Source organism: Fodinibius sp. (assembly GCF_034521915.1).
Lineage (GTDB): Bacteria > Bacteroidota > Rhodothermia > Balneolales > Balneolaceae > Fodinibius.
Window position 1 is genome coordinate 154,424 of record NZ_JAXHLU010000017.1, and the last position, 24,082, is coordinate 178,505.

Genomic DNA, 24,082 nt, shown 5'->3' on the forward strand with positions numbered 1-24,082 from the left:
TATCAATCTTAATTTTCAGTGGGATGTTGATCTTGCCGTTGTGAGCGACGTTGTTCGATATCACGCTGCTGCTTCTTTTCCTGATTATAAACCCTCACTTGATCGGCAATATCCTTCAATACGCCCCTTTCAAAGCGAATCATTTCTTGCATAAAGTCGAATAGCGTAAGCTGCATGTCATTTCTATAAACCACTGTTTCCCAATCAATTAGTGGTACATTCTTAATAGCATTTACGAGCCCTGCCCTGTGCTTAGCTATTTTTTTAAGGATCTTGTGTACATCCTCTAATTTTTCCTCATCTTTTTCAAAATCTTCTTTGAAATGGGTGAAGTTGTCGAGGTGAGTAGGACGAGGATCTTCAATAGCTTCTTCCATGATAGGCCGATAATAGGAAAGCTGAGCGTGATCAATAAGCAACAACATTTCTGCTATCGATCGTCCTTCAGGAGGAGTTTTAGCGTAAGGAACGTCATCAATAACGTATTGCATAGCTTCCGCCTCATCCTGTAAATATGAGGCATCATCAACCAAGCGATCAAGTTCTTCCTGTGAGATTTCCCGATCAGTCATAATTTGACTATCTCACCCATTCAGATTCGGGCTCTACATCGTCATTATGACGTTGCTGTTCAAGCATTTCAACAAGAGAAAGCCCGGAATGAAATTCTTGATCCCGGTCGCGGACCGAGTGAATATTATTTTCTTCCTGAAAATCCCAGAACTGACCAAATTGTCGGTTTTTGTATTCACGAAGAAACTCTAAACGCTCCTGGAGGTCTTCCTTGGGAACCAATAGTCGCTGTTTATCATATATAGCCTCTTCCCTAGACTCAAATACGATATCATAGTCTTTACTCATCACAATTGCCTCTTCCGGACAAACTTCTTCACAATATCCACAGTAAATGCACCGCAGCATATTGATTTCGAAAAAGTCAGGATACCGTTCTTTGGGATCATCAGAATCCTCATTAGCCTGCATGCTAATGGCAAGCGGCGGACAGGCTCGTGCACATAAACCACAGGCAACACAACGTTCTTTGCCATTATCCTCAACCAACACCGGACGTCCTCTAAATATAGATGGGGGCTCCCACTTTTCTTCGGGATACTGTAGCGTTACACTGGGCTGGAACATCTGCTTAAGTGTATACCATAACGCTTTAAATATTTCGGGCAGATATAAATTTTCCAGAAAAGAAAAAGAGCGCTCTCTGTCAAACTGTTCATTAAGCGCGTTTGCTCTGGGTTGTTCTAAATTTTGTGGTGTTGGCATGAGTATGCAATTAAAAATTGGTTGTTGCTCAACGTAATATCGCTGGAAAAATAACTGATTCAATGATTCACTTCAAAAGGAATATCAATTATTTCTGAACAAATCTCATTGTAATAGGAACACCGGTAAATTGATATTCGTCCCGGAGTCTATTTTCTATAAAACGACGATAACTGGCCGGTAGTTCCTCAGGCTTATTCATGAAAAACTTAAACACAGGTGGATTCGATTTTACCTGGGTCCCATATTTAATTTTTAGTTTAACTCCCCGCCGAACAGGTAATGATTTTTCTTTTAAGATGCGTTCGATAAAATCGTTCAATTCTGAAGTTTTTATCGTCTTTTTCCGTTCCTGTAATACCTTGTCAGCAACATCTATGACCTTGTGGATACGTTTTCTGTGTATTGCTGAAATAGAAACAATGGGGATATATTTCATCATCGGTACCCGACTGTACACGTACTCCTCAAACTCCTTGTGGACATTAGTATCCTTATCTGGCACTAGATCCCATTTATTAAGTACAATTACAATACCCTTGTTATATTTTGCAGCATCCCGCAGAATGCGTTTATCCTGCTCCTCAAAGCCACGCATGGCATCGAGCATAATTAAAGCTACATCACATTCTTTGAGAGCCCGGTCGGTTCTGACTGTGCTGTAAAACTCTACATTCTCTTTAACCTTAGCTTTCTTTCTAAGTCCAGCGGTATCGACGAGAATATATTCTTTTTCGTTATAAATAAGTTTACTGTTGATGGAATCGCGCGTCGTCCCGGGAATATCAGTCACAATACATCGTTCATCATCTAACAGTGCATTAATAAAGCTGCTTTTACCCACATTCGGGCGCCCTACCACGGTTAATTTTGGAACGGATGTTTCCGGTTCGTTCTTTTCCTCAGGTAATAATTTTACAACTTCATCGAGCAAATCACCGGTTCCCCTCCCGCTTAATGCTGATATAGGATATAATTGATCAAATCCCAGGGAGTAAAATTCGGTAGCGTTTAGTTCACGCTCCTCATTATCAGCTTTATTGGCCACCAGCAATACGGGTTTTTCTTCTTGCCTAAGCAGTTGAGCAACCGATTGATCGAGACTGGTAATACCGGCTTCGGTATCGACGACAAACAGGATAAGATCAGATTCTTCGATGGCTATATGAATTTGTTCTCGGATGCCCTGGATCATTACATCCGTTTCATTAGGCAAATATCCACCGGTATCAATAACATTAAATTCACGCCCATTCCAGAACGATTCTCCGTAATGCCGGTCACGGGTAACACCATATTGATCATCAACAATGGCTTTTCGGCTGCCAATAAGTCGATTAAAGATAGTAGATTTGCCTACATTAGGCCGCCCTACGATTGAAACTACAGGGAGCATGTGGTATTTATTATTTATATTTTATTTTCAATGACAAGCCACAAAAATAAGGAATTTAACTGTTAAAGTAGAGTATAAACTCAATGCTTGAAACCTTTTATAATAGCTTCGGATTTCTTGGTTCTATCACGGTAGCGTTTACTATTTTTCTTGCATTTATTTTTTGGATGGCCGGCATAGCGGGTCTTTCTCAGCTGCCGGAATCACGAAAAAAAAACGTAAAGCTTATCTGTTCGATATTTTTTCCGCCCTACCCTATCATCTGGGTTTTTGTTGATATGTATCGTCAGAGCCAGCTTATGAAGGAAAAAGAAGTTAAATAACAATGGCTTCTGAAAAATCATTTTCCCGAAAACGGCAGACCGATATCTTTTTAGGAAGCCTTCGGGGTAAGAATAGAACAATTCCCATCTCTTTTGATAAACTTCACGATGTTGCTAAACAGAAGATGTCGAAAGAGGCCTATGCCTATATTGCCGGTTCAGCTGGACGTGAAATCACTAAGAAATCCAACTGCACCGATTTCAACCAGTGGAAAATTACACCGAGCATGCTCAACGATGTTTCAGAATGTAGTACGGACATCTCTCTTTTTGGGCACCGTTATCCTGTACCCTTTTTATTGGCACCAATTGGCGTCTTGGATATGGCTCACCCCGATGCAGACTTGGCTGTAGCTAAAGCATCTGCTGCTGAAAATGTACCTTTTATATTTTCCAGCCAGGCTTCGGTTGATATGGAAACCTGCAGCTCGGTTATGGGTGATTCTCCTCGATGGTTTCAGTTGTACTGGAGTACATCCGATGATCTTGTTGAAAGTTTTGTGCGTCGTGCAGAATCGTGCGGATGCGAAGCCATCGTACTCACCCTTGATACGACCATGCTGGGATGGCGTCCCCGCGATCTTGATCTCGATTACCTACCCTTTTTACGTGGACGCGGAATTGCACAATATACCAGCGACCCGGTATTTCGTAAATTGATGAAAACATCGCTTGGAGATGCTGATGAGCCGCCCAAACTCACCTGGAATTCGATCAAGGCCCTTATCAAGATGGCAAAGAATTATCCCGGTGGATTTTGGAGCAATTTGCTATCGAAAGATCCCCGAAGAGCTGTAAAAACGTTTATTGAGTGCTACTCACGTCCCTCGTTAACATGGGATGATCTCTCTTTTTTGCGGTCACTTACTGATTTACCAATCCTTTTAAAAGGCATTTTAAATCCCAATGATGCCCGTAAAGCTATTGAGAGAAACATGGATGGAATTATTGTATCAAACCACGGAGGGCGGCAGGTTGATGGAGCCGTAAGTGCTGTTGAAGTATTACCGAATATTGTAAAAGAGGTAAATGGTGATATTCCCATATTAATGGACAGCGGAATAAGATCAGGCAGTGATATGTTCAAGGCCATCGCCTTAGGAGCTGATGCCGTATTGTTAGGAAGACCTTATTCATATGCCCTTGCGATTGCCGGTAAACAAGGCGTGCAAGAAGTAATCCAAAACTACCGGGCAGAATTTGAATTAACGATGGCATTATCGGGCTATAAAAATATATGCGAAGTTAAAAGGGACAGTTTGTTTAAATTTTAATAATTGACCAATAAATACTCTACAAATACTATTTGAAATGTTTAATAACGTTGTTTTTTGGCAAACTACTTCACTGCTGGTTCTTTCGAACATATTCATGACTTTTGCATGGTATGGTCACCTTCAGAATCTATCGGATAAAAGATGGTTCATTGCCGCTATCATTAGCTGGATGATAGCCCTATTTGAATATCTTTTACAAGTGCCCGCTAACCGTATTGGCTTTACACAATTTGATCTTGCAGAACTTAAGATATTACAAGAGGTAATTACGCTTTGTGTGTTTGTGCCTTTCGCCATTTTTTATATGAAAGAACCCATAAATCTTGATTACCTTTGGGCTGGTTTATGTTTGGTTGGAGCTGTTTATTTCATCTTTAGATCGTAAGAATTTCATCTTTTTATTTTTACCCTTACAAAGATATATTCCATGCTTTAACGGGGCATCCAGAATTATTTATAATGCAAAATATTTATGCTTAACGAACCGTCATTTGTACCACAAAAAGTTGGCTGGATTGAAGTTATATGTGGAGGGATGTTCAGTGGTAAAACTGAAGAGCTGATCAGACGCGCAAAACGTGCCCATATTGCTAATCAAAAAGTGGTGGTAGTAAAACCCAAAGTTGATGACCGCTATGATGAGGAGGACGTAGTTTCGCACAATAAAAATGTATTACCCGGATTAGTAGTTGATACAGCTGATCAAATTATACTGTTGACTGGCGAAGCTGAAGTCGTTTGTATTGATGAAGCACAGTTTTTTGACAAACAATTAATGAATGTCACCAACACACTGGCAAATGATGGCAAAAGAGTGATTGTGGCCGGTCTTGACATGGATTTTGAGGGACGACCATTTGAACCTATGCCCCAGATGTTGGCCATCGCAGAATATGTTACCAAACTCCATGCTGTTTGTGCAGAAAGCGGATCGATGGCCCATTATTCACAACGGGTCGTAGAAAGCAAGGATCGGGTACTTGTTGGGGAAACAGATGCCTATGAACCTCGTGCCAGACATTGTTATCGCCCTCCTGTTGACAAACGAAGAGGAAAACCCATTCAGCCTATCGAAAAACAAGATAATATGAAAGAAGAAAACGAATCATGATTGACATATTTCGTGGTATGATCGGAATGGCGGTTATTGTCGGCATTTCAATATTATTTAGTAATAACAAAAAACAAATTAATTGGCGCCTTGTTGGTACTGGCTTGGGAATACAGTTTGTTTTGGCTGTATTTATTCTGAAAGGTCGACAAATGTCCGAATATTGGGCACCACTGGGTTGGCCAAAAGAATTCTTCAGCTGGGTTTCATCCTTCTTTGTCATCGTATTAGACTTTACGACTGAAGGGGCTAAGTTTATTTTTGGCGATTTGGCAAAAAGTCCCGGCATGGAAGGCAGTATGGGTAACTTTTTTGCTTTTCAGGTGTTGCCAACTATCATCTTTTTTGCTTCACTGACTGCTATATTATACCACTATGGAATTTTGCAGCGTATTGTAAAATTCATGGCTAAAGGAATGCAGAAACTAATGGGAACATCAGGAGCTGAATCATTGGCAGTTATATCAAATATCTTTGTAGGCCAGACCGAATCTCCCCTGGTAATAGAACCTTATATAAAAAAGCTGACCAAGTCTGAGCTGCTTGCTGTAATGACCGGCGGTATGGCCACTATTGCAGGTGGAGTTATGGCCGCATATGTGCAGATGTTAGGTAACTCCTACGCCCAGGCACATGATGTAGCATTAGATGTCGGTCGCCTTATGTTTGCCGAACAACTGCTTGGGGCAAGTTTGATGGCCGCACCCGCTGCCCTTGTTATTGCCAAAATCATGTATCCCGAAGTGGATGAGCCGGTTACCAAAGGCGAAGTCAAGATGAGTGTTGAAAAAACAGATGCCAATGGGATTGATGCTGCTGCCACAGGTGCTGCTACGGGGCTAAAATTAGCTGCAAATGTTGGTGCTATGCTATTGGCATTTATAGCGTTACTGGCTATGGGAAATTATTTTCTGGAAAGCTTTGGAAGTTTTACCGGTATTAATGCTATGATTACCGATGGCAAGTTAACAATTGAAAGAGTCCTTGGCTGGATTATCGCTCCCATTGCGTTTGTTGTGGGAGTGCCGTGGGAAGATGCGATTAATATGGGATCATTACTGGGTACAAAAGTAGTTTTAAACGAATTTGTTGCTTACTTACAGTTGTCAGATATGGTAAGCGCATCCGAAATTGGTGATAAGACAATTAGAATGGCTACATTTGCGCTTTGTGGATTTGCGAACTTTTCCTCTATCGCTATTCAAATCGGAGGAATTGGTGGTTTAGCTCCAAGTAGAAAGTCTGAGCTTGCAGAGTTTGGTCTTAAAGCTGTATTGGCCGGTACGCTTGCGAATTTAATGACGGCAACAATTGCCGGAATGTTATTCTAACAGATTATGGGATCACTCAAATCATATAAATTTTATTTTCTCATTGTTATCGGGATAATATTATCCTTTACCTCCTGTCAGCAAAAGGCTCATCAAAAACCAGAAGATACACTTGCACGAGTTGGAAGCGAATATTTAACGGTTGATCAGGCAGTTAATGATATTCCTGAAGCTGTTTTGTCCGAGGATAGTGTTAGGTCGTTAACACAATACCGTGATAACTGGATTCGTCAACAACTGTTGGTGCAGGAAGCGAGGCGGCTTGGCTTAGAACAGAAACCGAAAATTCAACAAAAAATTGAACAGGCCAGACAAGAAATTCTACGTCAGGCACTCAAAGATTATGTATTGGCTTCAAGTGAAAAAGATTTGAAGATAACAGATGAGGAAGCCCGAACTTATTACCAGGCTAATAAAGAACAATTTGTGCTCGAAGAGGATTTTGTAAAGTTTCGTCATATGCGTACAAAAACGATTAAGCAGGCTCGTAACGCCCGACAAGATTTGTTAGATGGCGTCCCCTGGCCCGAAGTTGCCCGGACTTATGCCATCAATCCTTCAACTGTTATCAGTGAATCTGATCAATACTGGCCGATCTCGATGGCGGCAAAGGATATTGATATTATGAATAGATATTTGAAGGTCATCGGGCAAAGTGAAATTTCACCTATTCAACGGGTGAATGGCGTTTATCACTTTGTTCAACTAATTGAAACCCGATCAGAGGGCGATCATCCCAACTTGGAATGGCTTATAGAACAGATTAAAGATTGGATGACTTTAAATAATCGACAACGAAATTTCAGTTCCTTTGTTAAGAATCTTTATCTTAAGGCAGAATCGAATAATGAAGTAGAGACTTTTAACGTTTTACCTACTAAATCTAATCAAAATTCAACGATTGACGATACCCTTGAAAACAACTCAACGAATGAATAAAGCATATTTACTGCTATTTTTTGTAGTTTCATTAATTTTAACTCCCCTCTTTTCACAAGCACAAAACCAGTCATCTAACAAAAAATTAGATCAGATTGTTGCTGTTGTAAATGATCATATTATCCTTAAATCGGATGTTGATCAGGAAGTACAGCAATATATGATGCAGCTTCAGCGACAACAAAATCAACAGATTTCGTTTAGCAAAGAGATATGGTACACGGTGTTAGAAAATATTATTGACCGCCATGTAATGCTTGATCAGGCCAAGCGTGATTCTATCACCGTTTCCGATGAAAGAGTTGATCAGCAAATTAATCAGCAAATAAATTCTTACGTTGATCAAGTGGGAAGCGAAAAAGCCTTGGAAGAGCAAATGGGAGAAAGTATTGTTCAAATTAGGGCTGATTTGCGTGATAATTACCGAGAACAGATGGTTGTGCAGCAGTTTCAGCAGCAAAAGCGTAGTAATGTTTCCATAACCCGACCGGAGGTTGAAGAGTATTTTAATAAAATTCCGCAGGATTCACTGCCGATGATTCCTGAGCAAGTAGCTGTATCACAAATAGTTTCTGTTCCTCCTCCCTTAGTAGATGCCAAGTCCGAAGCTCGAAAACTGGCAGAACAATTACGTGATTCGGTTCTTAATCATGGTAAAACAATTGAAGAAATGGCGAAAAAATACAGTGACGGACCTTCTGCTTCGTCGGGTGGAGATCTTCCGATGATGTCTATGGATGATTTTGTAGCAGAGTACTCAGCTGCAGCCTCAGCACTTGAACCGGGTGATATTTCCAACGTTGTAGAAACGAGCTTTGGTTTTCATGTTATACGCCTTAACAAGCGTCAGGGCGACCAAATTGACACCAACCATATCCTTATCGAAGTTGATGATAAGAGTTATGATGATGAGGCCGCCAAAGAGGAATTGAGGCAAATCCGGGATTCTGTGCTTACCAATGAAGATATTACCTTTGCCGAGATGGCCAGGCGTCACTCCGATGACCCTAATACGGCTCCTCAGGGTGGTCGTGTATTAAATCCTCAATCCGGTGAACGACTTATAGCCCTTGAACAACTCGACCCTGCCCTTTATCGTATCGTACTTTTGCTGGATGAAGTCGGTGATATTTCAGAGCCAAAATCGTTTACGATGGGCCAAGAAAATGACTCACAGCGTGCTTTTCGCATTGTTCGGCTGGATAGGAGAATTGAAGAACACAGAGCAAACTTAAAACAGGATTATACCCGCATAAAACAAGCTGCACTCCAAGAAAAGCAGGTAAAATATATGAACAATCTGTTAGAGAATTTGCGCGAAGATATGTATGTGGAATACAAAATTACGATTCCTGAGCGCTACAAAAATATCAATTATTAAAAGATATGAGTACAATACCTGAGGAATCGGTTGAGGCAGTAGACTTTTTCCAGGAGTCTTTTGAAAAAATTCGAAAAGAAGTAGGAAAAATTATAGTTGGTCAGAAAGAAATTCTTGATCAGCTTCTTATTTGCCTGTTTTCCCGGGGACATTGTGTGCTTATTGGTGTTCCGGGCCTTGCCAAAACGCTTCTTATTCGAACGGTATCAAAAACCCTGAATCTCAGATTTAGCCGCATTCAATTTACGCCTGATCTTATGCCTGGCGATATTACAGGGACCGAAGTTATTGAAGATGATCGGGAAACGGGAAAAAAGAGCTTCAAATTCGTAAAGGGTCCTATCTTTGCAAATATTGTACTGGCTGATGAGATTAATCGTACTCCGCCCAAAACGCAGGCCGCTCTCCTCGAAGGGATGCAGGAGTTTCATATCACTACCGCGGGACACACCTATCCCCTTGAGCCGCCGTTCTTTGTATTGGCTACACAAAATCCTATTGAACAGGAAGGAACTTATCCCTTGCCGGAAGCTCAGCTTGATCGATTTATGTTTAACCTGTGGCTCGACTATCCCTCTCTTGATGAGGAACAGGATATCGTAAGCCAAACTACTTCTCTTGGTGAGGCTGAAATCAATGCGGTATTAAATGCTGAACAAATCGTTGAGCTGCAAAACTTAGTTCGTAAAGTGCCTGTTCCGGATGGAGTATTGAAATCAGCCGTTGAACTTGTAACTAAAAGTCGTCCGCAATCCGAAATTGCTCCGGAATTTATCCAAAAATATATGAGTTGGGGAGCCGGTCCTCGTGCTTCTCAGTATTTGGTATTGGGAGGCAAAGCTCGCGCGCTTTCGCGGGGAAGATATAACGTTTCGGAGGATGATATCAGAGCTCTTGCAAAACCGGTATTACGCCACCGGATTGTCAACAATTATGCAGCAGAAGCAGAGGGATTAACTGCCGACAAGCTGATTGAAATGCTGCTCGACGAAATGTAAATACCATCATCGTGGACTTTATCTTTCAAGGATTCCAGGCTTCTCTTCCCTTTTGGGTTTACATGCTGATTTTTATCTGCACTTTTCTCATTGCCTGGTGGTCATATTCCAATGTAAAAAAGATTGGCCGCTTTTATTATTACACACTCATTTCTCTGCGAAGCTGTGTCTTTTTTATCTTACTACTGCTTCTAATAAATCCATTTATAAAAACAGAAGACACTTATTACGAACCCGCCAATGTTTTAGTATTGCTTGATAATTCTGCAAGTACACAAATCGAGAAAAATATATATCAAGGCAGCGAAAGTTATACTAATCTTTTACAGAAACTTGGTTTTACCGATGATACCAATGTCAATTATCAGTTTTACAAAATAGGGAGTCAGGTAGAACAAACGGAAATTGACAGTCTTACTTTTGATGCAGATCAAACCAATCTATCACTGGGTTTTGAAACAATCAGGGCTAACCAAAACGATGCAAATGCGGCTGTTTTTATAAGTGATGGGATTTATACTACTGGAAAAAACCCTATATATGAGACCTCAAATATTGACATTCCTGTTTTTTCAATTGGGTTAGGAGATACGACATTTCAAAAAGATATTTTTGTTTCATCCATCTCAACGAATTCTAGCGGTTATCTTAACAGTACACAGGGTGTAACGACAACGATAAACAGTAAGGGCTTTAAAGGAAGCTCAATACCCGTTCACTTAAAAAAGGGTAATGAAATACTTTCCGAAAAGTTGATTGTTCCGGAAATAAGAAACAGCAGTCAAGAAGTAAGTTTTGATCTTCTGCTTGAACAGGAAGGCCTGCAGCAATACGAAATACATGTTCCCTCACTCAGCAATGAATGGACTTCAGCTAATAATACGCAACGATTTACGGTAGACGTTCAGGATGCGAAACAGCAAATACTATCACTTGCTTTGGAGATACATCCGGATGTGCGATTTATTCGATCACTCTTATCAACAGATGAAAATACGGAACTTATAAATCGAACATGGCTTAACGGTGATAATTTTATGGAAGGAGATTTTACTTCTGTAACTGACTCGCTGGATCTTGCCATTATCCACGGTTACCCAAGCACAGGATTACCTACAAAGATAAAAGAGCAGTTAAAAATGATTGTTGATGAAACTCCCTTGCTTGTAATAGCCTCCCCCCGGTTTAATCCACAGCAGTTTGAGCAGGATGTCAGTGAACTCCCTGTTGATATCACAGGTAACTTGAATTACGGGCAAATTGCTCTTAGTCCAGTACCCAAAAAATCGGGGCATCCCATTACAGAACTGCCAGCCGTTACTTATGATCAACTCCCGTATTTAGTGGGACCCATAGAAAATATTAGCACTTCAAGCTACGCAGATATGCTGTTTAGCAGTAATTATCGAGGAGAGCTCATCCAAAAGCCGGTAGTGGTTACTCATGAATTGGGGAATAAACGTCACCTATTTGTGACTGCTTACAACTGGTATCGATTTCAGCAGGATCAAAACCCCGAAGTCCAAGCTTTTGTAAAACAGTTGTGGCAAAACATTATAAGTTGGACGGCCACCGATCCGGATAACAAACTGCTCGATGTTCAACCCCAGCAAAACTCTTTTTCGGGTTCCGAACCGATTATTATTGAGGCCTATCTGAAAAATGAACGAGGGCAAAACGAGTCAGAAGCAAATATAACGATCTCTATCAGTTCTGATACCTTAGACGATCGAATGTATTCCATGGAGTACAGGGATAACGGGAACTACCGCTTATCCGTACCTCCTTTGCCCCAAGGAATTTATTCTTACGAAGCAACAGCTCAGAAAGGCGAGCGAACGATGGATACAGACCGAGGAGAGTTTTCGGTAAGTGCCTCCAATGCAGAATACATTGATATCAACAAAAATGAACAGCTGTTGCAGCAAATAGCCGAAAATACAGGCGGAGAATATGTGTCTTTTGATTCTCTGAATGGATTTTGGAATCAGTTAGAAGAAAAAAGACTCTTAGAACGTCAAGAGCAAATTGAGACGAATTTCTTTTATTTATATCAGCATATCGGCTGGTTTATTATCGTAATAATTCTTTTAAGCAGTGAATGGATACTGCGAAAATACTTATCACTGCCGTAGCTATTTAATTAGGTTACGGCGGTTTCATTTAACTTGATTGTTCCCTCTTGTGTATCCATTTCAACAGGCACACCAACTGGTAAGGTAAGCATATTATCGATATGACCAATCATGGCTCCCGAAAACGCCGGAATACCAAGTGGCTTGATATGATCATCGAAAACCTGTCTGAGAGTCAAACTTTTAGAGCTCGACATTTCGCAAGAAATACATTGTCCAAAAATAAATCCTGAAATCTTCTCCAGGACACCATTCAATTTTAGTTGCGTTAACATTCGATCGAGGCGATATACGTCTTCTCCGATATCTTCCAAAAAGAGTATACCGTTATCCCAATTAGGCAGATAGTCAGATCCCATCATAGCCGATAACACGCTTAAATTTCCGCCCAGAAGCGTTCCTGTTGCTTTACCCGGGGTAATTACTTCTAAGTCATCACAATCTTCGCAGATATCCTTGTCGGGGATATTAAATAATTTTCGTTTGCCTGTTAAGACTTCTTTGAAATGTTGTTTTGTGTAGTCCGTCCATTCCGATTTTCCCACCGGACCGTGAAAGGTTATGAGACCAGTTTTAGCAAAAATAGATAATAGCAGAGTTGTGATATCACTATAACCGACAAGAATTTTGGGATTGTTTCGAATAATATCAAAATCTATGAGTGGTAAAATACGATTGCAGCCCCACCCGCCTCGAAATGGCATGATGGCGTCCACAGAATCATCTGCGAACATCGCATTAAGGTCGGCCGCCCGCTCTGCATCCGTTCCCGCTAAATAGCCATATTGGTTGCGAGCATTATGCCCTTCCTTCACCTTGTAGTCCAGTTTCTGAACCTGTTCAATAATCTCATCATACTTGTCTGCATCGGGTAAAATAAATCCCGGACTAATGAGCCCAATGGTATCACCCTGCTGTAGTCTTTTTGGCTTGATTATACTTTTGTGTTGGGAGTAATCACCGGTATTTGCCAAAAGTGATCCCAATCCTCCTGCCGATAAAAGCTTTAAAAATCCCTTTCTATTCATCATTACTTTCCCTGTAAAGTTGTTCGTTTTCAATAATACCTTTTACGGATGAAGGAACCAGGCCGGAAATATCATCCCCGTTGGCGACCGCATCCCTGATCGTTGTTGAAGAAATCTTGATGGGATCATGATCAACATAATGAACATGATCCTTAAGAAAATTATCGATTTTATTGTTATCTGTCGAGGGACGCTGCGCTACCAGAAGATCGGTGTGGTCAAGGATCTTGCTCCAGTTTTTCCATTGTTTAAAATCCCGCAGCGAATCGCCTCCAATACACAAATAAAAGGTATTATCTGGATATTGATCTTTTAGATATTCAAGAGTTTGAATGGTATAAGATGGTTGAGGCAACTGCTTTTCAATGTCACTGACATTTACGTTATCAAAATCTTTAAAAGCTGCTTGCAGCATTTCCAGCCGCAATTGATAATCGGCCTGTGCCCGATCTATTTTATGAGGTGGGTCGGGCGTCAAAAGTATCCAGAGCTCATCAAGTAAATCTGATTCTAAAAAAGATTCTGCAATGGATAAATGTCCATTGTGAACGGGATCGAAGCTACCCCCTAATAACCCGATGCTGGTTTGCTGGGATGACATTAATTGGTATTGGGGTTATTATCAACATCAGCCTGAATATTCTCCTCATCTTCTTCAACAACAGGTACATCATCAGGGAGTTCTGCCAATGCAGAGCGGGATTCGTCAACAAGTTCTTCTGCCTCTTGACGGTACTCTCCATTAGGGAAAAGTTGTATAAATTTTTCATATGCCTCTACCGCTTTTTGATAGCGTTCACGTTGCTTCGAGAGTACACTGCGATCAGCATAAATATTGTAGGTTTTTATTTTATCAACCAAAGCACGTTGTGCCCACTTTGTTTCAGGATACTTGTCAATAGTTAAATCATAGTAAATAATAGCCGCCTCATATCGATCCGTACGCAAATATAAATCGGCAGAGTGATATAACTTTTTGGCAAGCTTCGTCCTCATTTCAGAAATGTATTGACCAACTTCATCAGCTTTTTCTGAATTTGGGAACCGCGAATTGTACAGTTGAAATTTTTCTATCGCCGTACGTGTATACTCTTGGTCAAGCTTATAACGAGGACTTAATTTGTAGTAACAGTAAGCCTCCTTGAATTGAGCTTCTTGTCGCCTCTCTACCCGGGGAAAAAGTGAAATAAAACGCTCGTACTCCGAAGCTGCTAAAAGGTATCGTCCATCCTTAAAGTAAGATTCTGCCAGGTAAAACTGGGCATCCTGACCATATTCAGTGCCTCGAGCAATTTGTACAACCGTTTCAAAAGCTTCGGAAGCTTCTGTATAGTCTTCCTTTTCATAAAATGCCATGGCCTTGTCAAAAGCTACCTCAAGGGAGTCCCCTCTTTGTATTAAATCACTATTTTTACAGGATGCAAATACAAATACAGCAAGAAACAGACAGGAAAGTTTAAATGTTATAGTAAAAAACTTATGCATTATTTTTATTTCTGATTTAATATTCACGAGATATCAAGTGATTAAAAAAGTTTATAATTTCTTTTTTGTACTCCGAATCGTCAAACTGTTCAAGATGGTCCATCGCTTCTTCATAATGATATTGAACGGCATTTTTAGTGTCTTCAATGATATTTAAATCTCGATACATTTCAATAACCGTATCGATATCCGAAGCACTGCTTTTATCATTCGCCAGTATCTTTTGTAACTGTTTTTGCTGCTTATTATTACATCGCTCTAAGGCAAGCAGGGTCAAATATGTTTTCTTGCCTTCAACAATATCCCCACCCCTCTTTTTACCAAACTTTTCGGGGTCGGCAATAGCATCCAGTAAATCATCCTGAATTTGGAAGGCAATTCCGGCCTTTTTTCCTACAAAGCGTAATTCATCAATAGTAGCCTCATCTGTTTCCGCAACAGCTCCTCCTATTGCCAGTGCTCCACTGATTAGAGCAGCAGTTTTACCCTCTATCATTTTGATGTATTCTTCAATACATACATCAGTTTGGCTTTCGAACATAAGATCATAAGCCTGACCTTCACAAACTGTTTCAGCACTATTTAAAAAAATATCGAGGATCGTTTTATATTGATTTTTACTATAAAAATCCGAGTCCCCGTAATACTGCAACTGTTTAAAAGCCTTGGCATACATGGCGTCACCGGATAAAATGGCCGTATTTGAATTCCACTTTTTAAACACACTGGCTTTTCCCCTTCTTGTGTCAGCCCTATCCATAATATCATCGTGTAACAATGTAAAATTATGGAGCAGTTCGATCGATAGCGCTGCCGGCAATGCTTCTTCAACTTTTCCGCCACACATGCCACAACCCACCAATGTTAAGTACGGTCGAACACGCTTCCCGGCTAATTCTAACGTATAGCGCACGGGATCATAGAGTAATGATGGTTCTTCGGGCAGATTCAGTTCTGCCAGCTTTTCATCTATGAGGTCAGAAAGTTTTTGCTGTCGTTCTGTAATTTTCAAATTCTTTCAGACTGTATTTGTAAAAGGCCAAATATAAGTAATTTACAACAACATATTGTTGCTGTTATTGCTTCAATTTTAAGTGCCCGGGAGCTAATTCAGAAGGTGTTTTACATCCCAGTAACGTAAGAATAGTGACCAGCTGGTTGTACCATTTTTGATATAACTGTTCCAATCCATCGTATCCATTTTCAACAACAGCTTTAATTACAGGCTGGGCGGAAGCCGCAAAATCTGCTCCCAAACAAAATGATTTGGCAATATCATGACTCGACCTAATTCCACCCGAGGCAATAAGTTCAAAATCATACTCTTCCTTAAGATCAGCTAACTGTGTGACGCACTCCAGGGTTGGCATTCCCCAGTTATTGAAATCATTATCAGGATTTTTATTAGATGTGCGCTCGTTCTCAACTTTTGCCCAGCTGGTACCCCCTGCCCCGGAAACGTCAATAACCTTAACTCCTGTATCTAACAATCGTTTACCAACCTCCGCTGAGATTCCAGCTCCGGTTTCTTTTACAATGACGGGAAGTGAAGTATCCTTGCAAAGCTGTGCTATGCCTTTTTCTATACCCTTAAAGTTACGATCTCCTTCGGGTTGCATAAGTTCCTGAAGCGGATTGAGGTGAACAATCACTGCATCAGCTTCAATAGAATCAATGAGCAAATTTAGTTTCTCTTTTGATAATCCTCCTACTAATTGTGCGCCACCGATATTCGAGGCTATAAAAGCGTTTGGTGCTTTTTCTCTTACAATAGAAAACGAAGAAGTAGTCTCGGGATCTTCGAGCATTACACGCTGACTTCCCACGCCAAATGGTATATTATGCTCCTCACAAAACTCTGCAATAATAGCGTTCACAGCGCCGGCATCCGTATATCCTCCGGTCATTGAAGATATAAACAATGGAAATGAAAAAGTTCTACCAAGCAAACTAACATCCGTTGATACTTCATCAACATTGATTTCGGGTAATGCGTTATGAACAAAATAAAATTGTTCAAATCCGGATGGAATTTGATAATCTACCTCACCTGAGGTTGTTAAATCTACATGATCTTTTTTTCGGTCTTTTATGCTCATAGCTAAATCATATAGCTTCCGCCATTAATATGGAAGGTCGAACCCGTCATATGCGGAACTTTACCACTTGCAAGAAAAGCAACCAGCTCCCCTACTTCATCCGGAGATGTTATCTCATCAAAAGCCATACCCTCTGTTAAATAATCTTCGCCATAAACCTCAATAGAATCCATAGCCATATCAGTTTTGATAAAGCCCGGTGCGATGGAGTATGCGGAAATGTCGTGTTCACCAAAATCTCGGGCTACACTTTTAGTAAATGCCACAAGTCCGCCCTTGGAGGCCGCATAAGCCGAATATTCCTGCGTATCACCCCGATAAGCGGCCCGGGAAGATATGTTTATAAGATATCCCCCCTCCTCTTTCACCCAGCGATTTAATGCCCATTTAGAAAGCAAAGCAGGAGCACGAAGATTTACCTGCAAGGTTTGATCCCATTTTTCGAGCCAGGATTCATCTTCATCTTCAAAGCCGGATTCCATAAAAACACCGGCATTATTAATAAGCACATTGGGAACTTCTTCACTATCAAATATGGGCTTTAGCTTTGACTCAACTGCCACGGAATCGGCCAAATCAACATAGAGACCTTCAAAGTCATCATTTTGAGAAAATTCTTTGGGAAATTCGGAAGAGCGTGCGGTACCTATTACTTTAAAATCCTCCTTCAAAAGTGATTTTGTTATGCTCTTTCCAATACCACGAGAAGCGCCGGTGACTAATGCGTACACAATAATATCAGTTCGTTATTATTCGTTTTCTGAGAAGGTAAGAATCGGATTGAGGGCATCCAAAGATTTGAGAAATTTCTATGCTCTATAAACCGGCACGTTAGAGCATGCCTCACCGTACATTAATTTTTTGACATATGGTACCAGCTTTTGGGTAGCGTAAAGATAAACACTTTCGGGTACGGGCTTTTCTTTACTCGAACATCCCTTGAGTATTACAAATTTGTTTTCATAACTGCTCCAGTCAACCTCATCCAATTTACGTCGGTAGAGTTCGAAGAGTATGTCCTCTTTTTGACCTTTAAATACTTCTTTGGCATGTCCGGTAAGATATTGTCCCACAAGCATATAGGCCCACTTAGATATAATAGCATCAGTTGAGCAATAAACAGCCACGTACTGCCCTTCAAATTGACTCCAATCGAAGTCTTCAAGCTGACTTCTAAATTCCTGCTCTTTCAGGATCATTCCCTTAAAAAGGAATTGTTTTAGATCAAGTTCGGCCTTGGGAGTATTATCAAAATACTTCTGGAGATCAATGGTAATAAGCTTATCAGACTGTTTTACCTTGTTGACAATTTCGCCTTTGGTATCAGTAGTCATAGTTTAAATTGAGAACGATTCTCCGCACGAGCATGTGCGATTTGCATTCGGATTATGAAAATGAAAACCTTCTCCGTTTAAACCATCCGTATAATCAAGTTCCGTTCCGGAAAGGTATAAAAAGCTTCGCATATCAACGACCAACTGTATGCCTTTATCTTCAAACTGTTGATCCTCTTCATCACCGGTTTCGGGATTGGAATCAAACTCCAGATCATAGGTTAGGCCGGAACATCCACCACTTACAACACCCACGCGCAGCATAGCATCATCAGCAATTTTCTGCTCTTCGCGAATCTGCTTTGATACGTTGTGCTGCACGTTCTGTAATTGAAATGGACATAATGCTACTCTATTTATACAGAGACTACCTGAATTTCAGGATCTACGCGTTTAACCATACTTTCAATAGCGTAAAGTGTACCACTTGTTGCTGTTGGACACGTTCCACAAGCACCCTGGTAGTGAACTTTGAGCCGATTACCGTCTAATCCTAAGATCTTCAATCCGCCTCCATCAGCTAAAAGATATGGCCGTACCTGTTCATCTAACATCTGATTGATCTCCTGTAAACGAGGATCATCGGTTTCCTGAACTTCTTTAGTGGCATGGACTTCCTCATCTTCCACAGCATCCGATTGAGGAGTAGCCTCACGAATAGGCGGAGCCAATTGCCGGAGGAGTTCAGACCATACGGCATCACCGTCTTGCGTCACCGTCACGTATTTATCTACATAATAGACATTAATAACGTGATCAATGGAGAACAGTGCTGATGCAAGTTCATTATCCTCCGCTTCAGAAGCGTTTTCAAAAGATTTTGTAACTCCGTTGGTTAAAGATTCTCCCAATACAAATCGCATAGCATCGGGATTGGGCGTACGTTCAATTTCTTTAATTTTAGGCATAATGGTTTAATCTAATAGCTTTTGTTGACTCACTATTTAGAACGAATATAAATATAAAATAATTCAATTCACAGCTTCAAGTTGAAGCTAATTGAACATTGAAATAGCTTTTCGAATTCCCTCTGTAAGGCGATCAATGTCTTCTTTGGTATTGTAGAACGAAAGTGAAGCTCGAGCCGTTGCGGATACATTGAACCGCCGCATAGTAGGCTGTGCACAGTGATGACCGGTGCGGATTGCGATGCCCTGCTGATCCAATATAGTTCCGATATCGGTGGCGTGTATATCTTCATGGACAAAAGATAATACCGAAGCTTTTTCTTTGGCTGTGCCAATAATGCGAATACCATCGATACTTTGCAGCTGTTCGGTGCCGTATTTCAATAACTCTTGCTCATACTGAGCAATATTTTTCATTCCGATCTCATTCAGAAATGAAATAGTTTCTCCAAAACCAATACTCGCTGCTATGGGCGGCGTTCCGGCTTCGAATTTGTGGGGTAAAATATTATAAGTGGTTTCCTCAAAGGAGACTTTGTCAATCATATCTCCACCACCTCGATATGGAGGCATCTCATCGAGATACTTCTTTTTGCCATAGAGTATACCAAATCCTGTAGGACCACACATTTTATGGGCCGAAAAGGCATAGAAGTCTGCATTCAGATCCTGAACATCGACAGGTGTATGTGGTACTGCTTGTGCCCCATCAATTAAAACAGGAATATCATATTCGTGGGCAGCAGTAATTATCTTTTTAACAGGATGTACGGTCCCCAGTGCATTGGAGACGTGCCCGACGGCAACGATGGCCGTATTATTGTTAAGTAAATTAAGATATTCATCCCAGATAATATCGCCGTTATCGTCAACAGGAATTACGCGAATTTCAGCACCCAACCTATCAGCAACCATCTGCCAAGGGACGATATTAGCATGATGCTCAATTTCAGAGAGAAGAATTTCATCTCCCTCATTAATAAACCGATCACCAAAGCTGTTTGCTACCAGGTTTATGGAATCAGTGGTACCGGTCGTGAAAATAATTTCATCCTTATGCTCGGCATTGATGAACTGCTGCACTTTTTCTCGTGTCAATTCATAATCATCAGTAGCCTTTTGGCTGAGCGTATGGATTCCGCGATGAACATTAGCGTGCTCATTGCGGTGGTACGCATGGATGCGATCTGCAACACGAGCAGGCATTTGACTGGAAGCTGCATTATCTAAATAAACCAAAGGCTGTCCCTTTACCTGCTGGGTAAGTACAGGAAATTGTTCTCGAATGCGGTCAAAATCCACATCCACTTTTGATTTTGTTGCAGCTTCAGCCATAAATAATTTTTAAACGGTTAACTTTGAATCAAGTTGATTCTCTGTAAATCGATGTACTTCATCTACAAGCAGATCTTGAACCGAATCTACCGTAATATTTTCGATCGTTTCAAGCGCAAAGGCGTAAATAAGCATTTCGCGAGCTTGCTGTTCGTTAAGGCCGCGACTCATTAGGTAGAAAAGTTCGTCCTGCTCTAACTGTCCCACGGTAGCACCGTGCGTACAGACCACATCATCGGCAAAAATCTCGAGCTGCGGCTTGGTGTTTACCAACCCTTTGCGAGAGAGCAGCAGATTTCGGTTTTCCTGAAACGAGTCAATCTTTTGGGCATCCTTTCGCACAAAAATCTTTCCGTTGAAGACTGAATGCGCATTACCGTTAATGACACATTTGTGCAGCTGGTGACTTTCGCAGTGCGAATATCTATGATCCATGACAGAGTGTGTATCAGAAACCTGGTCTCCGTCGATAAGTACGAGACCGTCGACAGTGAATTCAACTTCTTCATCGCGCTGAGAAATACGTGGTTCGTTGCGTGAGAGCTTGGCGCCAAGAGTAATAGTATACGACTCGTAATTAGCGTGGTGATGTACAAAGGCTGCCGTGCGTGCAACATGAATTGCTTCACGACTATCGCGCTGAATCTTGGTATGTTTGACATAGGACTCTTCCTCAGCATTGATCTCAACAACCGGAAGATTGAAATACTTGTTATCGCCTAATCCTATATGATCTTCAACTACCGTAACTTCAGACTTCTTATCAGCAATAACCACACTGCGTGAAGTAGTAAAGTACTTAGTGTCGGCATCGGTTTGAACAAATAATAAGTGCAATGGCACGTCAACGGTGAGACCCTCCGGTACATACACAAACACGCCATCCTTTAAGAAGGCTTTGTTAAAAGATGAGAATACATCTTTTTCGAAATTGTTCTCAACGTATTTGTTGAGGTGTTCTTTAAGAAGGTTATTATCCTCTTCAGCAAGCTTGGCTATATTGCCGATTAGTACTTCATCGGGAATATCTCCGGTGGAAGAATGTTCTGCAGAAAAGGAACCATTGACAAATGTCAGTCGAGCCCCTTTACTCTCCGGGAGATAGTGTTCGCTTATATCCGGAACTTTAACATCCAGATCGGAAGCCAACTCATAAGAATCCTTATAAAGATCCCGTAGGCTGATAAACTTCCAGTCCTCAAGCTTTTTAGTCGGAAATGGAATATTGCGAACTTCCTCTGCCCCTTTGAGGCGAACCTCATCCAAAAATTTGGATTTTCCGTTCAGTGAACCTTGAAAGTTAAGTAAGTCTTGTAAAAAAGTGTGCTCTTTTTGTTTTTTCACTTTACCCATTTGATTATAACAATTCTTCGTTTACAGTACTGATGCGTCTTCGCTCAACCAATCGTATCCTTGGTCTTCAAGCTTTATAGCAAGGTCTTTGTCACCAGACTTAGCAATCTTGCCGTCAATCATTACGTGTACATGATCGGGTTGCACATAATCCAGAATACGTTGGTAGTGTGTTACTAATACTACAGCATTATCTTCACCGGACAACTCATTGATGCCATTAGCAACAATCTTTAGCGCATCAATATCCAAACCGGAATCGGTTTCGTCCAGGAAGGACAACTTAGGTCGCAATACTGCCATCTGGAAGATCTCGTTTCGCTTCTTCTCACCGCCGCTGAATCCGGCGTTGACGCTGCGATCGAGGAATTCTTCTTTCATATCAACGAGTTTTAGCTGCTCACGAGCATGATCCTCAAATTGCAGAGGATCGAGCTCTTCGCGTCCCCGTTCCTGAGCAATTGTATTATACGCCTGTCGAAGCAGGTTCTTATTGGTTACTCCGGGAACTTCAACGGGATATTGGAAAGCAAGGAAAATGCCCAGGTGAGCACGTTCATCGGCTTCAAGCTCAAGAATACTTTCGCCATTAAACAGAATATCGCCCTGAGTAACCTCATAGGCTTCGTGTCCTGCCACAACTTTTGAAAGCGTACTCTTTCCACTTCCGTTGGGACCCATGATCGCATGGATCTCTCCTTCATTGATTGTCAAGTTAACTCCTTTAAGGATCTTCTCTGATGGATCCTCTTCTACGCAAACGTGTAAATCTTTAATTTCTAACACTTTAACTTATTCCTCTAATATTTTTGATTAAAAAGTTTTCCTGATCTGTTATCCTACGCTGCCTTCGAGCTTAATGCCGAGCAATTTGTCAGCTTCAACGGCAAACTCCATCGGCAGCTCTTGTAGTACTTCTTTGGCAAAACCATTAACAATGAGTGAAATAGCATCATCCTCATCCATTCCGCGCTGCTGTAGATAAAAGATCTGCTCTTCACCAACACGGCTGGTAGATGCCTCATGTTCAACCTTGGCAGTCGGATTCGCCGACTCAATATATGGGAAGGTATGAGCTCCACAAGTTTGACCGATCAGCATGGAGTCACAAACCGAATAATTCTGTGCACCGTCAGCACGCGGACTAATTTTTACCAATCCGCGATAACTGTTATTGGATTCACCAGCAGAAATACCTTTAGAAATGATAGTACTCTTGGTGTTTTTACCAACGTGAATCATTTTTGTACCGGTATCAGCCTGTTGACGCTGATTCGTTACCGCTACGGAGTAAAACTCACCTACCGAATTGTCTCCTGCCAGTATTACACTTGGATACTTCCAGGTAATGGCCGAACCGGTTTCGACCTGTGTCCAGGAGATCTTTGAATTGTCTCCACGGCAGTGTCCACGCTTGGTAACAAAATTATAAATACCGCCCTGCCCTTTTTCATCACCGGAATACCAGTTCTGAATGGTAGAATATTTAATTTCGGCATCTTCAAGAGCAACCAGCTCAACAACCGCTGCATGTAGTTGAGTTTCTTGATATTGCGGTGCCGTACAGCCCTCGAGATAACTTACATGGCTGTTATCTTCACAGATGATAAGCGTACGTTCAAATTGTCCCGATTGCATATTATTAATGCGGAAATACGTAGAAAGCTCCATCGGGCAGACCGTATCTTCAGGGACATAGACAAATGATCCGTCTGAAAATACTGCTGAATTCAATGCAGCATAGAAATTATCACCCTTAGGTACTACTGAACCCAAATATTTTTTTACAATTTCGGGATGGTCTTGGATAGCTTCTGAAATAGAACAGAAAATAACGCCTGCTTCAGCAAGCTTTTCTTTGAATGTGGTAAAAATGGATTCACTATCAAAAACCGCATCCACAGCAATGCCCTGCAGCTGCTTCTGCTCTTGAAGAGGAATCCCCAATTTTTCATAGGTTTCCAAAATCTGGGGGTCGATGTCATCCAGGCTTTCGGGCTTTTTGCCGTCTTTCTTCTTGGTAGAAGAATAATATTGGATATTATCAAAATCAGGAGTTTCGTGTTCAATATTTTGCCAGTCAGGCTCTTCCATCTGCTTCCATTTTTCAAAAGCTTCAAGACGGAATTCCAAGACCCATTCCGGCTCATCCTTGCGACGAGAAATCTCTCGGATGATATCTTCATTAATGCCAGTGGGAAAGTCTTCATATTCCACATCAGTGGTAAAACCATACTTATACTCACCACCTACCATGGATTCTAGGGCTTCAGTTTCACTCATAAGAAATTATTACGGTAAATTTTACGATTTCAGCAGTTTATTTAATAAACAGTATTCGGTGATACGGCGTTCGAAACTGGATTTAGAT

Annotated in this window: 24 protein-coding genes and 1 pseudogene; 9 read left to right on the forward strand and 16 right to left on the reverse strand. The window is 41.1% G+C overall.

The features are described 5' to 3' along the window. Nucleotides 1-8 precede the first annotated feature (8 nt). From U5J89_RS13155 to der, 3 genes are all read right to left on the reverse strand, one after another. A complete protein-coding gene (locus tag U5J89_RS13155) occupies nucleotides 9-572 on the reverse strand; it encodes a hypothetical protein (RefSeq protein WP_322576102.1) in 564 nt (187 codons plus the stop codon). 7 nt (nucleotides 573-579) lie between these two features. After that, on the reverse strand, nucleotides 580-1,278 hold the full coding sequence (locus U5J89_RS13160; protein ID WP_322576103.1) for an NADH-quinone oxidoreductase subunit I: 699 nt from the start codon (nucleotides 1,276-1,278) through the stop codon (nucleotides 580-582). 88 nt (nucleotides 1,279-1,366) lie between these two features. Beyond that, nucleotides 1,367-2,674 (reverse strand): ribosome biogenesis GTPase Der, encoded by a 1,308-nt coding sequence (der, locus tag U5J89_RS13165; protein WP_322576104.1) that lies wholly within the window; start codon nucleotides 2,672-2,674, stop codon nucleotides 1,367-1,369. Between the two features lie 83 nt (nucleotides 2,675-2,757). On the opposite strand from der, the gene U5J89_RS13170 reads away from it, so the two are divergent. The 9 genes from U5J89_RS13170 (at nucleotide 2,758) to U5J89_RS13210 (ending at nucleotide 12,169) form a co-directional block, all read left to right on the forward strand. After that, nucleotides 2,758-2,997 carry a hypothetical protein gene (locus U5J89_RS13170; protein ID WP_322576105.1) on the forward strand — a complete coding sequence of 80 codons (240 nt, stop codon included), beginning with the start codon at nucleotides 2,758-2,760 and terminating at the stop codon, nucleotides 2,995-2,997. A gap of 2 nt (nucleotides 2,998-2,999) precedes the next feature. After that, entirely contained in the window at nucleotides 3,000-4,271 is a 1,272-nt protein-coding gene (locus tag U5J89_RS13175; RefSeq protein ID WP_322576106.1) for a lactate 2-monooxygenase, read from the forward strand. Between the two features lie 37 nt (nucleotides 4,272-4,308). After that, nucleotides 4,309-4,659 carry a DMT family protein gene (locus U5J89_RS13180; RefSeq protein ID WP_322576107.1) on the forward strand — a complete coding sequence of 117 codons (351 nt, stop codon included), beginning with the start codon at nucleotides 4,309-4,311 and terminating at the stop codon, nucleotides 4,657-4,659. 87 nt (nucleotides 4,660-4,746) lie between these two features. Then, on the forward strand, nucleotides 4,747-5,385 hold the full coding sequence (locus U5J89_RS13185; protein WP_322576108.1) for a thymidine kinase: 639 nt from the start codon (nucleotides 4,747-4,749) through the stop codon (nucleotides 5,383-5,385). Next, nucleotides 5,382-6,716 (forward strand): NupC/NupG family nucleoside CNT transporter, encoded by a 1,335-nt coding sequence (locus U5J89_RS13190; RefSeq protein ID WP_322576109.1) that lies wholly within the window; start codon nucleotides 5,382-5,384, stop codon nucleotides 6,714-6,716. Before U5J89_RS13185 ends, U5J89_RS13190 begins: the two co-directional genes overlap by 4 nt. Nucleotides 6,717-6,722: 6 nt before the next feature. Next, on the forward strand, nucleotides 6,723-7,655 hold the full coding sequence (locus U5J89_RS13195) for a peptidyl-prolyl cis-trans isomerase (protein WP_322576110.1): 933 nt from the start codon (nucleotides 6,723-6,725) through the stop codon (nucleotides 7,653-7,655). Continuing rightward, the gene (locus U5J89_RS13200; RefSeq protein ID WP_322576111.1) at nucleotides 7,648-9,036 is read left to right on the forward strand and encodes a peptidylprolyl isomerase; all 1,389 of its coding nucleotides are present in this window, start codon (nucleotides 7,648-7,650) and stop codon (nucleotides 9,034-9,036) included. Before U5J89_RS13195 ends, U5J89_RS13200 begins: the two co-directional genes overlap by 8 nt. 5 nt (nucleotides 9,037-9,041) lie before the next feature. Next, entirely contained in the window at nucleotides 9,042-10,034 is a 993-nt protein-coding gene (locus tag U5J89_RS13205) for a MoxR family ATPase (RefSeq protein WP_322576112.1), read from the forward strand. Nucleotides 10,035-10,045: 11 nt separating this feature from the next. Next, nucleotides 10,046-12,169: a hypothetical protein gene (locus U5J89_RS13210; protein WP_322576113.1), complete on the forward strand. Its 2,124-nt coding sequence runs from the start codon at nucleotides 10,046-10,048 to the stop codon at nucleotides 12,167-12,169. Nucleotides 12,170-12,177: 8 nt separating this feature from the next. Here the strand turns inward: U5J89_RS13210 and U5J89_RS13215 are convergent, their stop codons facing one another. The 13 genes and pseudogenes from U5J89_RS13215 to sufB all read right to left on the reverse strand — a co-directional run bounded on the left by U5J89_RS13215 (nucleotide 12,178) and on the right by sufB (nucleotide 23,994). Beyond that, the gene (locus U5J89_RS13215) at nucleotides 12,178-13,230 is read right to left on the reverse strand and encodes an LD-carboxypeptidase (protein ID WP_322576114.1); all 1,053 of its coding nucleotides are present in this window, start codon (nucleotides 13,228-13,230) and stop codon (nucleotides 12,178-12,180) included. Then, a complete protein-coding gene (gene nadD, locus U5J89_RS13220; protein WP_322576115.1) occupies nucleotides 13,190-13,798 on the reverse strand; it encodes a nicotinate (nicotinamide) nucleotide adenylyltransferase in 609 nt (202 codons plus the stop codon). Before nadD ends, U5J89_RS13215 begins: the two co-directional genes overlap by 41 nt. After that, a complete protein-coding gene (locus U5J89_RS13225; protein WP_322576116.1) occupies nucleotides 13,798-14,682 on the reverse strand; it encodes an outer membrane protein assembly factor BamD in 885 nt (294 codons plus the stop codon). The genes nadD and U5J89_RS13225 overlap by 1 nt, the downstream gene beginning before the upstream one ends. 16 nt (nucleotides 14,683-14,698) lie before the next feature. Continuing rightward, on the reverse strand, nucleotides 14,699-15,694 hold the full coding sequence (locus U5J89_RS13230; RefSeq protein WP_322576117.1) for a polyprenyl synthetase family protein: 996 nt from the start codon (nucleotides 15,692-15,694) through the stop codon (nucleotides 14,699-14,701). Between the two features lie 64 nt (nucleotides 15,695-15,758). Continuing rightward, complete coding sequence (gene fni / locus U5J89_RS13235) at nucleotides 15,759-16,781, reverse strand: type 2 isopentenyl-diphosphate Delta-isomerase (protein WP_322576118.1); 1,023 nt, start codon at nucleotides 16,779-16,781, stop codon at nucleotides 15,759-15,761. Nucleotides 16,782-16,783: 2 nt separating this feature from the next. Beyond that, a complete protein-coding gene (locus tag U5J89_RS13240; RefSeq protein WP_322576119.1) occupies nucleotides 16,784-17,512 on the reverse strand; it encodes an SDR family oxidoreductase in 729 nt (242 codons plus the stop codon). Between the two features lie 78 nt (nucleotides 17,513-17,590). After that, nucleotides 17,591-18,115: a DUF2480 family protein gene (locus tag U5J89_RS13245; protein WP_322576120.1), complete on the reverse strand. Its 525-nt coding sequence runs from the start codon at nucleotides 18,113-18,115 to the stop codon at nucleotides 17,591-17,593. A 3-nt stretch (nucleotides 18,116-18,118) separates the two neighbouring features. Then, nucleotides 18,119-18,458, reverse strand: a pseudogene (locus tag U5J89_RS13250) (HesB/IscA family protein). A gap of 13 nt (nucleotides 18,459-18,471) precedes the next feature. After that, nucleotides 18,472-19,023 (reverse strand): NifU family protein, encoded by a 552-nt coding sequence (locus U5J89_RS13255; protein WP_322576122.1) that lies wholly within the window; start codon nucleotides 19,021-19,023, stop codon nucleotides 18,472-18,474. An 87-nt stretch (nucleotides 19,024-19,110) separates the two neighbouring features. After that, nucleotides 19,111-20,358 (reverse strand): cysteine desulfurase, encoded by a 1,248-nt coding sequence (locus U5J89_RS13260; RefSeq protein ID WP_322576123.1) that lies wholly within the window; start codon nucleotides 20,356-20,358, stop codon nucleotides 19,111-19,113. 9 nt (nucleotides 20,359-20,367) lie between these two features. Next, entirely contained in the window at nucleotides 20,368-21,711 is a 1,344-nt protein-coding gene (gene sufD, locus U5J89_RS13265; protein WP_416208536.1) for a Fe-S cluster assembly protein SufD, read from the reverse strand. Nucleotides 21,712-21,732: 21 nt separating this feature from the next. Next, nucleotides 21,733-22,497 carry a Fe-S cluster assembly ATPase SufC gene (gene sufC, locus U5J89_RS13270; RefSeq protein ID WP_322576125.1) on the reverse strand — a complete coding sequence of 255 codons (765 nt, stop codon included), beginning with the start codon at nucleotides 22,495-22,497 and terminating at the stop codon, nucleotides 21,733-21,735. A 48-nt stretch (nucleotides 22,498-22,545) separates the two neighbouring features. After that, on the reverse strand, nucleotides 22,546-23,994 hold the full coding sequence (gene sufB / locus U5J89_RS13275; protein WP_322576126.1) for a Fe-S cluster assembly protein SufB: 1,449 nt from the start codon (nucleotides 23,992-23,994) through the stop codon (nucleotides 22,546-22,548). Nucleotides 23,995-24,082 lie beyond the last annotated feature (88 nt).

Excerpts from the sequence above, each read along its gene's own strand:
- U5J89_RS13260 (WP_322576123.1), bottom strand. The coding sequence starts at position 20,358 with ATGGCTGAAGCTGCAACAAAATCAAAAGTGGATGTGGATTTTGACCGC.
- U5J89_RS13195 (WP_322576110.1), top strand. The coding sequence starts at position 6,723 with ATGGGATCACTCAAATCATATAAATTTTATTTTCTCATTGTTATCGGG.
- U5J89_RS13200 (WP_322576111.1), top strand. The coding sequence starts at position 7,648 with ATGAATAAAGCATATTTACTGCTATTTTTTGTAGTTTCATTAATTTTA.
- U5J89_RS13225 (WP_322576116.1), bottom strand. The coding sequence starts at position 14,682 with ATGCATAAGTTTTTTACTATAACATTTAAACTTTCCTGTCTGTTTCTT.
- U5J89_RS13180 (WP_322576107.1), top strand. The coding sequence starts at position 4,309 with ATGTTTAATAACGTTGTTTTTTGGCAAACTACTTCACTGCTGGTTCTT.
- der (WP_322576104.1), bottom strand. The coding sequence starts at position 2,674 with ATGCTCCCTGTAGTTTCAATCGTAGGGCGGCCTAATGTAGGCAAATCT.
- fni (WP_322576118.1), bottom strand. The coding sequence starts at position 16,781 with ATGAGCATAAAAGACCGAAAAAAAGATCATGTAGATTTAACAACCTCA.
- U5J89_RS13170 (WP_322576105.1), top strand. The coding sequence starts at position 2,758 with ATGCTTGAAACCTTTTATAATAGCTTCGGATTTCTTGGTTCTATCACG.
- U5J89_RS13190 (WP_322576109.1), top strand. The coding sequence starts at position 5,382 with ATGATTGACATATTTCGTGGTATGATCGGAATGGCGGTTATTGTCGGC.
- U5J89_RS13185 (WP_322576108.1), top strand. The coding sequence starts at position 4,747 with ATGCTTAACGAACCGTCATTTGTACCACAAAAAGTTGGCTGGATTGAA.
- U5J89_RS13160 (WP_322576103.1), bottom strand. The coding sequence starts at position 1,278 with ATGCCAACACCACAAAATTTAGAACAACCCAGAGCAAACGCGCTTAAT.
- sufD (WP_416208536.1), bottom strand. The coding sequence starts at position 21,711 with ATGGGTAAAGTGAAAAAACAAAAAGAGCACACTTTTTTACAAGACTTA.
- U5J89_RS13155 (WP_322576102.1), bottom strand. The coding sequence starts at position 572 with ATGACTGATCGGGAAATCTCACAGGAAGAACTTGATCGCTTGGTTGAT.
- nadD (WP_322576115.1), bottom strand. The coding sequence starts at position 13,798 with ATGTCATCCCAGCAAACCAGCATCGGGTTATTAGGGGGTAGCTTCGAT.
- sufB (WP_322576126.1), bottom strand. The coding sequence starts at position 23,994 with ATGAGTGAAACTGAAGCCCTAGAATCCATGGTAGGTGGTGAGTATAAG.
- U5J89_RS13255 (WP_322576122.1), bottom strand. The coding sequence starts at position 19,023 with ATGCCTAAAATTAAAGAAATTGAACGTACGCCCAATCCCGATGCTATG.
- U5J89_RS13175 (WP_322576106.1), top strand. The coding sequence starts at position 3,000 with ATGGCTTCTGAAAAATCATTTTCCCGAAAACGGCAGACCGATATCTTT.
- U5J89_RS13205 (WP_322576112.1), top strand. The coding sequence starts at position 9,042 with ATGAGTACAATACCTGAGGAATCGGTTGAGGCAGTAGACTTTTTCCAG.
- U5J89_RS13245 (WP_322576120.1), bottom strand. The coding sequence starts at position 18,115 with ATGACTACTGATACCAAAGGCGAAATTGTCAACAAGGTAAAACAGTCT.